This is a genomic window from Rhodanobacter sp. FW104-R8 (assembly GCF_001617365.1).
Classification (GTDB): domain Bacteria; phylum Pseudomonadota; class Gammaproteobacteria; order Xanthomonadales; family Rhodanobacteraceae; genus Rhodanobacter.
In genome coordinates this window covers 17,386-31,865 of record NZ_LVJR01000017.1, presented here as the reverse complement: position 1 = coordinate 31,865, position 14,480 = coordinate 17,386, and the positions used below count along the sequence as shown (strand labels likewise).

Annotated in this window: 15 protein-coding genes; 14 read left to right on the top strand and 1 reads right to left on the bottom strand. The window is 71.4% G+C overall.

Annotated features, from left to right (window positions below; genetic code table 11):
* Positions 1–126: 126 nt before the first annotated feature.
* Genes RHOFW104R8_RS04245 through RHOFW104R8_RS04235 form a run of 3 tightly spaced genes read left to right on the top strand, consistent with a single transcriptional unit; the run spans position 127 to position 2,349 of the window.
* Entirely contained in the window at positions 127–1,014 is an 888-nt protein-coding gene (locus tag RHOFW104R8_RS04245) for a class I SAM-dependent methyltransferase (RefSeq protein ID WP_153021773.1), read from the top strand.
* Between the two features lie 14 nt (positions 1,015–1,028).
* Complete coding sequence (locus tag RHOFW104R8_RS04240; protein ID WP_068097546.1) at positions 1,029–1,562, top strand: pseudouridine synthase; 534 nt, start codon at positions 1,029–1,031, stop codon at positions 1,560–1,562.
* Between the two features lie 40 nt (positions 1,563–1,602).
* The gene (locus RHOFW104R8_RS04235) at positions 1,603–2,349 is read left to right on the top strand and encodes a class I SAM-dependent methyltransferase (protein WP_068097544.1); all 747 of its coding nucleotides are present in this window, start codon (positions 1,603–1,605) and stop codon (positions 2,347–2,349) included.
* Between the two features lie 3 nt (positions 2,350–2,352).
* Here RHOFW104R8_RS04235 and RHOFW104R8_RS04230 read toward each other — a convergent pair whose 3' ends face one another.
* A complete protein-coding gene (locus tag RHOFW104R8_RS04230) occupies positions 2,353–3,150 on the bottom strand; it encodes a TatD family hydrolase (RefSeq protein ID WP_068097631.1) in 798 nt (265 codons plus the stop codon).
* A 304-nt stretch (positions 3,151–3,454) separates the two neighbouring features.
* Between RHOFW104R8_RS04230 and gspE the strand changes: the two genes are divergently transcribed.
* From gspE to gspD, 11 genes are all read left to right on the top strand, one after another.
* Complete coding sequence (gene gspE / locus RHOFW104R8_RS04225; protein ID WP_068097539.1) at positions 3,455–5,188, top strand: type II secretion system ATPase GspE; 1,734 nt, start codon at positions 3,455–3,457, stop codon at positions 5,186–5,188.
* Positions 5,189–5,353: 165 nt separating this feature from the next.
* Complete coding sequence (gene gspF, locus RHOFW104R8_RS04220) at positions 5,354–6,571, top strand: type II secretion system inner membrane protein GspF (RefSeq protein WP_068097537.1); 1,218 nt, start codon at positions 5,354–5,356, stop codon at positions 6,569–6,571.
* A 31-nt stretch (positions 6,572–6,602) separates the two neighbouring features.
* Positions 6,603–7,028 (top strand): type II secretion system major pseudopilin GspG, encoded by a 426-nt coding sequence (gene gspG, locus RHOFW104R8_RS04215; protein ID WP_082823522.1) that lies wholly within the window; start codon positions 6,603–6,605, stop codon positions 7,026–7,028.
* A 92-nt stretch (positions 7,029–7,120) separates the two neighbouring features.
* The gene (locus tag RHOFW104R8_RS04210; RefSeq protein WP_255373128.1) at positions 7,121–7,588 is read left to right on the top strand and encodes a GspH/FimT family pseudopilin; all 468 of its coding nucleotides are present in this window, start codon (positions 7,121–7,123) and stop codon (positions 7,586–7,588) included.
* A gap of 101 nt (positions 7,589–7,689) precedes the next feature.
* Positions 7,690–8,115, top strand: a complete 426-nt coding sequence (locus RHOFW104R8_RS04205) for a prepilin-type N-terminal cleavage/methylation domain-containing protein (protein WP_407071428.1) — start codon at positions 7,690–7,692, stop codon at positions 8,113–8,115.
* The gene (locus RHOFW104R8_RS04200; RefSeq protein ID WP_068097529.1) at positions 8,112–8,753 is read left to right on the top strand and encodes a prepilin-type N-terminal cleavage/methylation domain-containing protein; all 642 of its coding nucleotides are present in this window, start codon (positions 8,112–8,114) and stop codon (positions 8,751–8,753) included. The genes RHOFW104R8_RS04205 and RHOFW104R8_RS04200 overlap by 4 nt, the downstream gene beginning before the upstream one ends.
* On the top strand, positions 8,750–9,619 hold the full coding sequence (locus RHOFW104R8_RS04195) for a general secretion pathway protein GspK (RefSeq protein ID WP_068097526.1): 870 nt from the start codon (positions 8,750–8,752) through the stop codon (positions 9,617–9,619). Before RHOFW104R8_RS04200 ends, RHOFW104R8_RS04195 begins: the two co-directional genes overlap by 4 nt.
* Positions 9,616–10,770 carry a PilN domain-containing protein gene (locus tag RHOFW104R8_RS04190; RefSeq protein ID WP_068097523.1) on the top strand — a complete coding sequence of 385 codons (1,155 nt, stop codon included), beginning with the start codon at positions 9,616–9,618 and terminating at the stop codon, positions 10,768–10,770. Before RHOFW104R8_RS04195 ends, RHOFW104R8_RS04190 begins: the two co-directional genes overlap by 4 nt.
* Positions 10,767–11,414 (top strand): type II secretion system protein GspM, encoded by a 648-nt coding sequence (gene gspM, locus RHOFW104R8_RS04185; RefSeq protein WP_068097520.1) that lies wholly within the window; start codon positions 10,767–10,769, stop codon positions 11,412–11,414. The genes RHOFW104R8_RS04190 and gspM overlap by 4 nt, the downstream gene beginning before the upstream one ends.
* Positions 11,411–12,139: a general secretion pathway protein GspN gene (locus RHOFW104R8_RS04180; protein WP_068097517.1), complete on the top strand. Its 729-nt coding sequence runs from the start codon at positions 11,411–11,413 to the stop codon at positions 12,137–12,139. Before gspM ends, RHOFW104R8_RS04180 begins: the two co-directional genes overlap by 4 nt.
* 3 nt (positions 12,140–12,142) lie before the next feature.
* A complete protein-coding gene (gspD, locus tag RHOFW104R8_RS04175) occupies positions 12,143–14,467 on the top strand; it encodes a type II secretion system secretin GspD (RefSeq protein ID WP_068097514.1) in 2,325 nt (774 codons plus the stop codon).
* The last annotated feature ends 13 nt before the right edge of the window (positions 14,468–14,480 follow it).

The window sequence follows — 14,480 nt, the reverse complement described above, 5'->3', positions numbered from 1 at the left end:
TCTACCGGGCCTGCACAAGGGTTGCGCGATAGTGCGGCGGGTCCGGGCGGCCACCATGCCAAGGAGTTATTCATGAATCATGGGACACAAGCGGCCAGGACGGGGTTGGCAAACCTCGTGGCGGCCATGTTGCTGGCGGCCTGCCTGGCGGGGCCGGCGGCCGCTGCCCAGGCGGTACCCGTCGCCTCGGCCCAGCCGGACCAGCCGACCGACGTGCTGGTGCCGCCGACCAGCGCCCGCGACTTCACCGCCTCGCAGCTGGACGGCGTGCTGGCCGGCAGCTGGCGTTCGGCGGCGAACCGCGCCCGCGACGTCTACCGCCACCCCAAGGCCACCTTGCAGTTCTTCGGCGTGCGGCCGGACTTCACGGTGATCGAGATCACCCCCGGCGGCGGCTGGTACGCCGAGATCCTGGCGCCGCTGCTGCGCGACAACGGCCGCTACGTCGCGGCGGAGAAGGCGCCCGCCGCCGACGCCGAGGCGCGCAGCGACGACAGCGCGCTGCGCCGCAAATTCGCCGCCGACCCGGCGCACTACGGCAAGGCGGCGATCGTCACGTTCGACCCGAAGGCGCCGGTGCTCGGGCCGCCCGGCTCGGCCGACCTGGTGCTGACCTTCCGCAACGTGCACAACTGGGCGGTGGCGGGGACCGCGCCGGCGATGTTCAAGGCGTTCTTCGCGGTGCTGAAACCCGGCGGCGTGCTGGGCGTGGTCGACCATCGCGCCGACGACGGCGCCACGCTGGAGGGGGTGAAGTCGAGCGGCTACCTGCCCACCCGCTACGTGGTGAAGCTGGCTGGCGAGGCCGGCTTCGTGCTGGACGAGAGCAGCGACATCAACGCCAACCCGAAGGACACCAAGGACTATCCGAAGGGCGTGTGGACGCTGCCGCCCACGCTCACCCTGGGCGAGCAGGACAAGGTGAAGTACCAGGCGATCGGCGAGTCCGACCGGATGACCCTGCGCTTCGTGAAGCCCGCGGCGCCGGCGCCGGCGACGGCCTCCACGCCCTGAGCCGAAGCGGCGCCATGCTGATCGCGCTGAACAAGCCGTACGGCGTGCTGTGCCAGTTCACCGACGATCGCGGCCGCCCCACGCTGGCCGGCTACGTGCGGCAGAAGGGCGTGTATGCGGCGGGCCGGCTGGACCACGACAGTGAGGGCCTGCTGCTGCTCACCGACGACGGCGCGCTTGCGCACCGGCTCACCGACCCGCGCCACAAGGAGGCCAAGACCTACCTGGTGCAGGTCGAGGGCGCGATCGACGAGGCGGCGGTCGCCGCGCTGCGCCGGGGCGTGGTGCTGAACGACGGCCCGACCCTGCCGGCCGAGGCCGCCTTCGCCGCCGAGCCGGACTGGCTGTGGCCGCGCGACCCGCCGGTGCGCTTCCGCAAGGCCATTCCCACCAGCTGGCTCACGCTCACCCTGCGCGAGGGCCGCAACCGCCAGGTGCGCCGGATGACCGCCGCGGTGGGCTTTCCCACCCTGCGGCTGATCCGCGTGCGCATCGGCGAGCATGCGCTGGACGGCCTCGCGTCCGGCGAGACGCGGGTGGTGGGTTGAGGCGCGATAATCGCGAAACCCGTTCCCACGGAGTTCCTAGATGGAGTTCAAGGACCACTTCTCCGGCCACGCTGCGCTTTACCGCGACGCCCGCCCGCTGCCGCCCGCCGACTGGTTCGACTGGCTGGCGGCGCAGGCGCCCGACCTCGCGCTGGCCTGGGACGCCGGCTGCGGCAACGGCCAGGCCAGCCTGGGGTTGGCCGCGCACTTCGAGCGCGTGGTCGCCACCGATCCCAGCGCCACGCAGATCGCGCAGGCCGCGCCGCATCCGCGCATCGACTACCGTACCGAGCCGGCCGAACGCAGCAGCCTCGCCGCGGGCAGCGTGAGCCTGGTCGGCGTGTCGCAGGCGCTGCACTGGTTCGACCTCGACGCGTTCCACGCCGAGGTGCGCCGCGTGGCGAAACCCGGCGCGCTGCTGGCGATCAGCGCCTACGGCAACTGCAGCGTGAGCCGCGCGGTCGATGCGGTGGAGCGCCAGCTCCACCACGACATGCTGGGCCCGGACTGGCCGCCCGAGCGCACGCTGGTGGAAACCGGCTACCGCGACTTGCCGTTCCCGTTCGCGCCGGTGGAGGCGCCCAGCTTCATGATGCGCGCGGACTGGAACCTCGCGCAGTTCCTCGCCTACCTGCATTCGTGGTCGGCCGCGCAGCGGCACCAGAAGCGCACCGGCCGCGACGCGGTGCAGGCGGCCGCGCCCGCGCTGGCCGCGGCCTGGGGCGATCCCGAACGGGTGCGCGCGGTGCGCTGGCCGTTCTTCGCTCGGGCGGGACGGGTAGAGTAGCGCTCAGGCCGCTCCGGCCAGGCCGAAGAACGCCAGCGCCGTCGCGGTGCTGTTTGCCGCGGTGACTTCCGCGCTCTCGCCGCGGTCGCGGGCGACTTCCTCGCAGATGTGCTTCAGGTACATCGGCTCGTTGCGCCGGTGGCTGGGCGGCGGGCGCACCGTGCGCGGCAGCAGGTACGGCGCGTCGGTCTCGAGCATCAGCCGGTTCGCCGGGATCGTGCGCACCAGTTCGCGCAGGTGGGTGCCGCGGCGCTCGTCGCAGATCCAGCCGGTGATGCCGATGTGGCAGTCCAGCGCGAGGTAGTCGGCAAGCGCCTCGCCGGTGTCGGTGAAGCAGTGCACCACCGCGGCGGGCACCCGGTCGCGCCAGCGCCGGAGCAGGGCGACGAAATCACCGTGCGCGTCGCGCTGGTGCAGGAACAGCGGCTTGCCCACGTCCGCGGCGATCGCCAGCTGGCGTTCGAATACCGCCAGCTGCACCTCGCGCGGCGAGTAGTTGCGGTGGTAGTCCAGCCCGGTCTCGCCGACCGCGCGCACCTGCGGCTGCGCCGCCAGTTCGCGCAACGCCGCCTCGGTGGCGTCGTCGTAGTCGACCGCGTGGTGCGGGTGCACGCCGGCGGTGGCGTACAGCGTGCCGGGATGCGCCTGGGCCAGCGCCAGCGCATGTTCGCTGCCGTCGCGCGAGGCGCCGGTGACGACCATCCGGCCCACGCCGTGCGCCTGCGCGCGCTGCAGCACGGCGTCGAGGTCGTGGCGGAACGACTCGTGGGTGAGGTTGGCGCCGATATCGAGCAGCTGCATGGTCTGGCCGGTCATCGAAAGCGGCATTGTCCCAGACCCCGGCGGTGGCGCAAACGCACGGCCGGCCGCGGGCGCGGCGCGAGCCTGCGACCCGGGTCACGCCGGCGGCGGCACAGGAAATTTTCCTAGGCCACGGAGGTCCAACGCTGCGGGCGCAGGCCTCACAATGGACGTTTGTGCCGCCGTGGCGGCCGGCGGCGGGCCGCGTTCACCCGCCGCCGGCCGGATGTGCTAACTATGGTGCTTGCCGTTTCGCCGCCGGGGAGCGCCGGCGGCTTTTCGCAGATATCGAGCGGGGTGGAGGATGTCGGCAGTGATCGAGCCGGCGGTCGGCGGGTCGGGTCGGGTCGTGGATGACCGCGAGGCGGAAGTCTGCGCGTGGCTGGTCGCGCGCGGCCGCCTGAAGGACGGCGACCTCGTCCGCGCGCGCCGGCTGCACGAGGAATCGGCGGAGGGCACGCTGACCACGCTGATGGCGCGGCTGGGCCTGGTTTCCGAGCGCGACCTGGCCGAGGCCTGGGCCGAACTGCTGCAGGTGCCGCTGCTGGCCGCGCGCGATGCGCCGGAACTGCCGCCGGCCGAGCTGGAGCTGTCGCTGCGCTTCCTGAAACAGCAGCACGTGGTGCCGGTGCAGGATGGCGAGCACGGGCTGGCGCTGATCGTGGCCGACCCGGCCGATCCGTATCCGCTGCAGGCGGTGGAGCTGGCCGCCGGGCGGCCGGTGGCGCTGCGCGTGGGCCTGCGCTCGGAGATCGACGGGCTGATCGAGCGCTATTACGGTTCCGGCCGCTCGGCGATGGGCACGATCGTGGAGAACCTCGACGGCAGTGCGGCGGAAGAGGACGACGTCGAGCACCTGCGCGACCTCGCCTCCGAGGCTCCCGTCATCCGGCTGGTCAACCTGATCCTGCAGCGCGCGGTCGAGCAGCGCGCGTCGGACGTGCACATCGAGCCGTTCGAGAACCGGCTGAAGGTGCGTTACCGCATCGACGGTGTGCTGCACGAGGTGGAGGCGCCGCCGTCGTCGTCCACCGCCGCGGTGATCTCGCGCGTGAAGATCATGGCGCGGCTGAACATCGCCGAGCGCCGGCTGCCGCAGGACGGCCGCATCCAGCTGCGCGTGCAGGGCAAGGAGCTGGACCTGCGTGTGTCCACCGTGCCGACCAGCTTCGGCGAGTCGGTGGTGATGCGCATCCTCGACCGCGAATCGGTGGTGTTCGACTTCGCCTCGCTGGGCTTCACCGACAGCTTCCAGTCGCGCTTCGTCGAGGTGCTCAACCGGCCGCACGGGATCCTGCTGGTGACCGGCCCCACCGGCTCGGGCAAGACCACCACGCTGTACACCGCGCTGTCGCGGATCAACACGCCCGACGTGAAGATCATCACCGTCGAGGACCCGGTCGAGTACCAGATCGAGGGCATCAACCAGATCCAGGTGAAGCCGCAGATCGGGCTGGATTTCGCCGGCGCGCTGCGCTCGATCGTGCGCCAGGACCCGGACGTGATCATGATCGGCGAGATGCGCGACCTGGAAACCTGCCGCATCGCGATCCAGTCCGCGCTCACCGGCCACCTGGTGCTGTCCACCCTGCACACCAACTCCGCCGCCGGCGGCATCACCCGCCTGCTCGACATGGGCGTGGAGGATTACCTGCTCGGCTCCACTGTCAACGGCATCCTGGCGCAGCGGCTGGTGCGCCGGCTCGATCCGGCGACGGCGGTGCCATATGAGCCCTCGCCCGAGGTGATCGCCCAGTTCGAGCTGGAGAAGTACGCGGACGGCAAGCCGATCCGGCTGTGGAAGCCCGGTTCCAGCACGGCGAATCCCAGCGGCTACCGCGGCCGCCAGGCGATTATGGAGTTCCTGGTGATGAGCGACCCGCTGCGCCGCCTGGTGATGCAGAAGGCCGACGCCGGCGAGATCGAGAAGCAGGCGCGCGCCGAGGGCATGCGCACCATGTACGAGGACGGCATCGCCAAGTCGCTCGCCGGCGTCACCACGCTGGAGGAGGTGCTGCGTGTCACGCAGGAGGGCTGAGGCGCTCCATCCCTTCTCCCTTTGGGAGAAGGTGCCCGAAGGGCGGATGAGGGTCCGGGCGGAGTGTGGCGTTGCGCCGTGCCGGAACCCTCATCCCTCTCACCCGCAAGGGGACTCCCTTTGGGTCGCCAGCGGGAGAGGGGTCGAAGTGCGCGGTTTGGTCGCATGAGCCAGTTCCAATACAAAGCCGTCAGCGAAGCCGGCGAAGTCCTGCAGGGCCAGATGGAAGCCGCCAGCGTCGAGGAAGTGATCGGCCGCCTGCAGGACCAGGGCCATACGCCGTTGGAAGCGTTGCCGGCCGACGGTGCGGGCGGTGGCGGCGGCTTCGCCGCGCTGTTCAAGCGCGGTCCGTTCAGCGGCGACCAGCTGGCCCAGTTCACCCATCAGCTGGCGACCCTGCTCGGCGCCGGCCAGCCGCTGGACCGCGCGCTGGGCATCCTGCTCGACTTGCCCGAGGGCGAGCACGCGAAGAAGCTCGTCGAGCGCGTGCGCGACCGCGTGCGCGGCGGCAACAGCCTGTCCTCGGCGCTGGACGAGGAGCATGGCGTGTTCCCCAAGCTGTACGTCAGCCTGGTGCGCGCCGGCGAGGCGGGCGGTTCGCTGGAAGAGACGCTGCGCCGGCTGGCCGATTACCTGGAGCGCGCGCAGCAGCTGCGCGGCAGCATCGTCAATGCGCTGATCTATCCGGCCTTCCTGCTGGCCGGCGTGCTCGGCTCGCTGGTGCTGCTGCTGGCCTACGTGGTGCCGCAGTTCGTGCCGATCTTCGAGGACATGCAGGTGCCGATCCCGTGGATCACCGCCGCGGTGCTGGCGCTGGGCAACGCGCTGCAAGCGTGGTGGTGGCTGATCCTGCTGCTGCTCGGCGGCGGCCTGTTCGCCTGGCGCGCGCGGTTGCGCGATCCGGCGATGCGGCTGGCCTGGCATGCCCGGCTGCTGCGGCTGCGCCTGGTCGGCCCGCTGCTGCTGAAGGTGGAAACCGCGCGGATCGCGCGCACGCTGGGTACCTTGCTGAAGAACGGCGTACCGTTGCTGAGCGCGTTGACCATCGCGCGCCAGGTCACCGGCAACCGCGCGCTGGACGCGGCGCTGGAGGCGGCGCACGAACAGGTCAAGGGCGGCGCCGGGCTGAGCCTGGCGCTGGGCCAGTCGAAGCTGTTCCCGCGGCTGGCGATGCAGATGGTGCAAGTCGGCGAGGAAGCCGGCCAGCTCGACACCATGCTGCTGAAAGTCGCCGACACCTTCGAACTCGAGTCCAGGCGCGCGATCGACCGCCTGCTGGCGGCGCTGGTGCCTGCGCTGACCATCGTGATGACCGTGCTGGTGGCGATCATCATGGCCGCGATCCTGCTGCCGCTGCTCAGCCTCACCAGCAATATCCAATAGACATTCCATTCGCACATTCGAGGTGATCCCCATGCGGCAAAGGCAACCACGACGTATCGGCTCGAACGCCGGTTTCACCCTGCTCGAAATGCTCGCGGTGATCGTGCTGATCGGCATCATCGGCGCGGTGGTGGTGACCCAGGTCGGCAAGAACGTGGACAAGGGCAAGTACGGCGCCGGCAAGGCGCAGCTGATGACGCTGAACCAGAAGATCGAGAACTACGCGCTGGACAACGGCGCGCCGCCGCCACAGCTGGAAGGGCTGGTGACGAAGCCGGCGAACGCGCCGAACTGGCAGGGCCCGTACGCGAAGGAGTCCGACCTGAAGGATCCCTGGGGCCACGCCTTCGGCTACCAGTACCCGGGCGAGCACGGCAGCTTCGACCTAATCTTCTACGGCCAGGACGGCAAGCCCGGCGGCGACGGCTACAGCAAGGACGTGGGCAACTGGCAATGAAGCCGGGATTCGGTGAGCGACGGGATTCGGATCCGGCAAGAACGGGCGCCCCCGCACTTGCCTGGTGCGCTCTACTGAATCCCCAATCCCCAATCCCGAATCCCGGCCGGCGGCGCGCCGCCGGCTTCACCCTGCTGGAAATGCTCGCAGTGATCCTGTTGATCGGGATTGCCGCGGCGGCGGTGTCGATCGCGGTGACCCAGGGCCTGGCCAGCGCGCGCGCACGCGCGGCCGGCAGCGAGCTGGCCGGCGCGCTGCGGGCGACCCGCGTGCAGGCGATCGTGCGCGGCGAGGAGCAGCATTTCGACGTGGACACCCGCGCGAACAGCTACGACGACGCGAAGCGGCATGGCGTGCGTCTGCCGAAGGGCCTGCGCGTGAGCATCACCAGCGCGAAGCAGGACCAGCCGAACGACCACACCGGCCGCATCCGCTTCTTCCCCGACGGCAGCTCCACCGGCGGGCGCATCACCCTGCGCAGCGGCCGGCGCGAATGGCACGTCAACGTGGCGTGGCTGACCGGCGAGGTGCGCGTGGTCGATGCGGTGGCGCAGCGATGAGAGCCGGGATGACCAGACATTCGTCTGTTGAAAGCGGGGATTCGGGATTCGGGATTCGCAAAAGCGGGCGGCCGGTGCTGGCGCGCCTTGCCGAATCCCGAATCCCGAATCCCCAATCCCGCCAGCAGGGCTTTTCCCTGCTGGAGGTAATCGCCGCGATCATGCTGCTGGCGATCGCGTTCACCGCGCTGATGAAGGTGGCCGGCGCATCCATCGCGCTGGGCCGCAACGCGGCCGCATACAGCGAAGTGGCGATGCATGCACGCAGCCTGCTCGACAGCGCGTTCGTGGGCGAGGCGGTGAAGCCGGGCCAGCATGCCGGCCGCTTCGACCGGCAGTACCGCTGGCAGCTCGACGTGACGCCGTGGAACGCGGCCGGCCCGGCCGCGCCCGGTGCGTCGCTGCAGCTCTACCAGCTCGACCTGGCCGTGTCGTGGGGGCCGCCGGCGCATCCGCGCACGGCGCACTTCCGCACGCTGCGGCTGGGCACGCCGATGCCCGCCGGCAACGCCCAGGCCGTCCGATGAAGCGCGCGGCCGGCTTCACCCTGCTGGAAGTGCTCGCCGCGCTGGTGCTGCTGGCGCTGCTGCTGGTCGGCGTGTATTCGGGCCTGCGCACCGCCACCCGCAGCGTGCGCTCGGGCACGGCGGCGATCGAGCGGGTCGACCAGGTGCGTTCGGCGCAGCAATTCCTGCGCCGCGAACTGGCGCAAAGCATGGTCCAGCCGATCGGCCGCACCGACCATGGCGAGCCGATCTATTTCGAGGGCAGCGCGCGCGAGATGCGTTACGTGGCCCCGCTGCCCGGCTACCTCGGCAAGCTCGGCCCGCAGCTGCAGCGGCTGCAACTGGTCGACGACGGCCACGACGGGCTGCGGCTGGAGCTGAGCTTGGCCCTGCTGCCGCCGGACGGCCAGCCGCCGCAGCCGCTGGGCGAGCCGCAGGTGCTGCTCGATCGCATCGCCAAGGGCGGTTTCAGCTACCGCGGGGTCGACGAGCAGGGCGACCCTGCCCCATGGTCCACGACATGGCCTGATGGCCGCCGGATGCCGCAGCTGGTGCGCATCGAGCTGCAGGCGCAGGGTGGCATGGCGTGGCCGCAGCTGGACGTGCCGCTGCGGGCGAATCCGCTCCTGGTCAACCTGCCCGGCATGAGGGGGCGATGAGCCGCCGGCCGTTGCCGCGGCGTGCCGGCCAGCGCGGGGTCGCCCTGCTGCTGGTGCTGTGGGCGTGCACGCTGCTGGCGATCCTGCTCGGCGGCTACGCCGCGCTGGTGCGCACCGAAGGCCTGCAGGCCCGCTACGCGTTCGCCCAGGCCCAGGCGCATTACGCCGCCGAGGCCGGCCTGATGCGTGCGCTGTACGCCTTGCGGGATCCGCAGCCGACGCAGCACTGGATCGGCGATGGCCGGCCCTACACCTTCCACTACGACCAGGCCACCGTGGTGGTGCGCGCGATCGACGAAGGCGGCAAGGTCGATCTCAACGCCGCCTCGCCGGAGGTGCTGCGCGGCCTGTTCCAGGCGGCCGGGCTGGAACAGGCCGCGGCGCAGGCGCTGGCCGGCCGCGTGGTGGACTGGCGCAGCCCGCCCCTCCTCGAAGGCGCGGCCGCCAGCCAGCGCGCCGCCTACCTGGCAGCCGGGCACGGCTACGGCCCGCGCGGCGGCCCGTTCGCCAGCATCGAGGAACTGCAGATGGTGCTGGGCATGACCCCGGCGCTGTACCGGCAGGTGGCGCCGGCGGTAACGATCTGGTCCGGCAACCCGAGCCCGGACCCGAACATTGCGCCGCCCCTGGCGCTGGCCGCGATCCCCGGAATGACGCCCGAACGGATGAACGAGATCCAGGCCGCACGGCGGAAGAATGCGGACGACCCGCGGCTGGTCCTCAACGGCGGAACCGCGCATAGTATTCGTTCGGAGGCCACGCTGGCCGACGGCACGCGTGCGGTCCTGCGCGCCACGATTCGCCTGCAGGAGGGGCAGGTGCAACCGTATGCCGTGCTGCGCTGGCAGGAGGGGGAGGCGGAATGAGTACGGCAATGCAGTCGCTGCGGCCGTTGTTGGATCGTGCACGCCGCGGCTGGCGCGCTTCGCCGCTGCCCGCGTTCCTGGGCTGGTGGGGCGGCGAGCTGCGCGGCCTGCTGCCGCTGCGCTGGTACGGCTGGTTCGGCAGCGGCGCGGACTGGCACCTGCTGCAGCACGCCGACGCGGCATGGACCCTGCGCCGCAGCGGCCAGGGCGATGTGCTGGCGAGCTGGAACGACGACGGCGCCCCCGCGCCGGCCGCCGCGCTGGGCGCGGCGCTGCAGCGGGTGGACCGCGAGGATCTGCGCCTGGCGCTGCTGCTGCCGGCGGCGGCGGTGTTGCGGCGCACGCTGGCGCTGCCGCTGGTCGCGCGCGACAACCTGCGCCAGGTCGCCGCTTTCGAGATGGACCGGCAGACCCCGTTCACCGTGGCGCAGGTGTACTACGCCGTGCGCGAAACGGCCGCGCCCGCCGCGCCCGGCCGCCTCAACGCGGAACTGGTGGTGGTCACCCGCGGCACGCTGGATCCGCTGCTCGCGCGCCTGCAGGCGCAGGGCATCGCGGTCGACGCGGCGGACGTGGCGGCGGGCGACGGCCGCCTGGGCGTCAACCTGCTGCCGCCGGAACAGGTGCCGCATCGCGCCCGCCCGCGCCGCCGGCTGAACCTGATGCTGGCCGCCGCCTGCGTGCTGCTGCTGGCGCTGGTGCTGGGCGAGTGGCTGCACAACCGGCAACTGGCGCTGGCGCAGATGCAGGCCGAGGTCGAGGCGATGCGCGGCGAGGCGCAGCAGGTGGCGGCGCTGCGCCAGCAGCTGCAGGACGACGCCGGCGCCGCCGGTTTCCTGGCCCGGCGCAAGCACGATACGGTGGCCATGCTCAGCCTGTTGCAGGATGTCACCGAGCGCCTGCCGGACAGCGCCTGGCTGGAGCGCTTCAACGTCGACAACGCCGGCCAGATCGGCCTGCAGGGGCAGAGCCAGCAGGCGGTGAAGCTGCTCGACGCATTGAAGGATTCGAAGCTGATCACCGGTGCCAGCTTCCAGGGCAGCATCCAGCCCGACCCGAGCAGCGGCAAGGAACGCTTCTACATGACCGCGCGCGTGAACCAGCCGAAACCGGCGGCGGCCGCCCCGGCGGCCCACGGGGACGCGCCATGAAGATCACCGCGATGAATCCGCGCGACAGCCGCATCGCGGCGGTGATCCTGCTGCTGCTGGCGCTGGGGCTGGCCTATCTGGTGCTGCTGCACTGGTGGTTCGTGGTGCCGTTGCAGCAGGTGCGCGACGAGATGGCCGACCTGCGCGACACGCACAGCCGCTACGCCGCCGCGATCGCCGAGAAGCCGGCGCTGCAGCGGCGGCTCGCCGCGCTCGGTTCCGGCCAGGCCGCCAGCAACGCGTTCCTCGCCGCCGCCGATCCGAACGCCGCCGCGGCCGACCTGATGCAGCGCGTGATCGACGTGGTCGCCGCCCGCGCCGGCGGCGGCCATTGCGCGGTGACCCAGAAAATGCCGCTGCCGAACCCGCCGTCGACCACCGGCGAGCCGTACCGCAAGGCGGCGGTCAGCATCAGCCTGAACTGCGACATGGAGCCGCTGGCGGCGGTGCTGCAGGCGCTGGAGCAGGGCACGCCGTACCTGTTCGTCGACGACCTCAGCATCTACCGCAACCCGGTGACGCAGCAGCAGAACGGCACCGCGGCGCTGGAGGTGCAGTTCAGCCTGTCCGGCTACGTGCGTCCGGCGCGTCCGGCGGCCGCGCCGTCCGGCCGCACGCCCGTCGACGCGGGAGCCGCGCCATGAACGCCGCCAACCAGCGCCAGCTGACGCCCGTGCTGGTCGCGCTGGCCGTGCTGCTGGGCGCGGTGCTGCTGTTGCTGCTGGCCGGCCTGGGCCGCGGCGTGCGCTGGGATGCGCCGCGCACGCCGGCGTCGCTGCCGCCGGCCGGCCAGCCTGCCAGCCTGCCGCCACCGGTGCCGCTGCAGCAGTACGCGCTGGTCTGGCAGAAGCCGTTGTTCAGCCCGGACCGCAAGCCGGTCGCGCGCGCCGCCGACGGCGGCGGCAATCTCGGCGACCTCGAACTGACCGGCATCATCCTCACCCCCGAGCTGCGCATGGCCCTGCTGCGCGACAGGAACGGCGACCATCGCGAGGTGCGCGTGCGCGAGGGCCAGGCGTTGCCGGACGGCGGCGCCACCCTGCTGGAAGTGCATCCGCGTTCGGCGGTGTTCGCCGCGTCCGCGGGGCGGACCGAGTTGAAGCTGCCGGCCGGTGCGCCGTTCGACGGGCAGAAGGTCGCCGGCGCGGGAACCGCGGCGCCGCCGCCGGCCGCGTCTGCCGATGCGGTGATCAGCATCGGCCCGCACGGGGCCGGAAGGCAGAACCTGCGTTCCAGGGGCGGCCGCGATTCGCAGGCACCGCCATCGCCGGAGGGTCCGGCGCGGCAGAAAAGCCTTGACCGGCTCAGGGAAAACATCCAGAAACGTCGTGCTGCCGATGCTGCCGCAGCCAATCAAGGGGTACGTTGATCCATGTTCCGCATGCCTACTCAGCAAATCCTGCGCAGCGTCATGCTGGCCGTCGTGGTGGTGCTGGCCGGCTGTGCCAGCCTGCCGCCGCCGGCGGACAACGGTGCCCTGCAGCGCGAGGCGCTGGCCGGCACGCAGAATCCGGTGCCCGCGCCGCTGCCGCTGAACAACGGCGCGTCGGACGGCAGCACGGCCACACCGCAGTCGCAGGTGAGCCGGGGCAGCGGGCAGTTCATCCGGCCCGGCGCGCTGGCCCAGCCGCGCCCGGCGGCCAGCGGCGGCGGCTCGGTGACCTTCAATTTCGAGAACCAGCCGGTACAGGCGGTGGTCAAGGCGATCCTGGGCGACCTGCTCAAGCAGAACTACACCATCACGCCGGGCGTGCAGGGCAACATCTCGTTCTCCACCGCCGAGCCGGTGGATGCGGACCAGGCGCTGCCGATCCTGGAGACCCTGCTGTCGTGGACCCACAACGCGCTGGTCAGGCGCAACGGCGGCTACGTGGTGTTGCCGGAGAAGGAGGCCGTGGCCGGCAACCTGGTGCCCAGCCTCGGCGCCAGCGCGCCCACGGGCGGGCTGCAGTCGCGGCTGTTCCCGCTGCACTACATCTCCGCCACCGAGATGCAGAAGCTGATCAAGCCGTTTGCGCGGGCGGATTCGATCTTGCTGGTGGACCCGGCGCGCAACCTGCTGGTGATGTCCGGCACTCCCGACGAGCTGGCCAACTACCAGCGCATGGTACGCACCTTCGACGTGGACTGGCTGCGCGGCATGTCGGTGGGCGTGTTCAACCTGCAGTACGCCAGCGTGGGCGAACTGATGCCGAAGCTGGACGGCATGTTCGGCGAGAAGGGCAATACCCCGCTGGCCGGCATGCTGCGCTTCATCCCGATCGAGCGCACCAACGCGCTGGTGGTGATCAGCACCCAGCCGGAATACCTGCAGGAGGTCGGCGACTGGATCACCCGCATCGACCGCGGCGGCGGCAACGAGCCGCAGCTGTTCGTCTACGACGTGCGCAACATCAAGGCCTCGGACCTGGCCCGGTACCTGGCGCAGATCTACGCGAGCGGCGCCGGCAGCGGCGGCGGCGACAGCGGCGGCCAGGTCGGGCCGGGCCTCGCCGCGGCCACCCTGGGCAGCGCGGACAATGCCGGCGCGACCAGCATGGGCAGCACCGCGGGCAGCTTCGGCAACCCGGGCGGCGCGGGGCGCGACAGCGGCCCCATCGGCGTGGGCGGCAACGTCGGCACGGTCGGCGGCAGCGGCCGCGACAGCACCGGCGGCGGTGCGGGCGGAGCTTTCGGCAGCCGCGCGGCCGGCTTCGGCGGCGCGGCCGGCGGCGCCGCGCCCAGCGAACAGCAGTACAGCTCCAGCGACGGCAGCGTGCGGATCAGCTCGGTCGACGGCAGCAACCAGTTGCTGGTGCGCGCGCGGCCGTCGCAGTGGGAGGAAATCAAGTCGGCGATCCACAAGCTCGACAACGTGCCGCTGCAGGTGCAGATCGAGACGCGCATCCTAGAGGTCAGCCTCACCGGCGAGTTCCAGTTCGGCGTGCAGTGGTACCTGGAGGGGCTGACCGGCAGCACCACCGACAGCAGCGGCAACATCGTTCCCGGCCAGCCGTACCGGCACCGCCAGCTCGGCCTGGGTCAGGGCGGCAACGCGTTCCGCGGCGAGCCGTTCTTCTATTCCTTCCTCAACAGCGACCTGCAGGTCGCCGTGCGCGCGATGGAGACCAGCGGCAACACCAAGACGCTGTCGGCGCCGTCGATGGTGGTGATGAATAACCAGGTGGCCAGCATCGCCGTCGGCAACCAGATCCCGATCAACCAGACCAGCGTGAACACCGGCATCGGCACGGCCACCAGCTACAGCCAGGTCAGCTACCTGAGCACCGGCGTGATCCTCAACGTGCAGCCGCGGATCAATCCCGGCGGCCTGGTCTACATGAACATCAGCCAGGAGGTCAGCCAGGCCGACAAGTCGGTGCCGCTGGTCAACGGCAACCCGGCCATCTCGCAGCGCAAGCTGGCCACCCAGGTGGCCGTGCAGAGCGGCCAGACCGTGTTGCTGGGCGGCCTGATCCAGCAGGCCGAGGGCAACACCGACACCGGCATCCCCGGGCTCAACCGCGTCCCGGTGCTGGGCCGGCTGTTCGGCAACACCAGCCGCAGCCGCAACCGCACCGAGCTGATCGTGCTGATCACGCCGCGGGTGATCCGCGGCGGCGCGGACGCCAAGCAGATCACCGACGACTACCAGAGCAAGTTCGAATCGCTGGCGCCGCTGCGCGCACCGGCCGGTGCCGGCACGAAGCCCAAGTGATGTTCTGACCGAT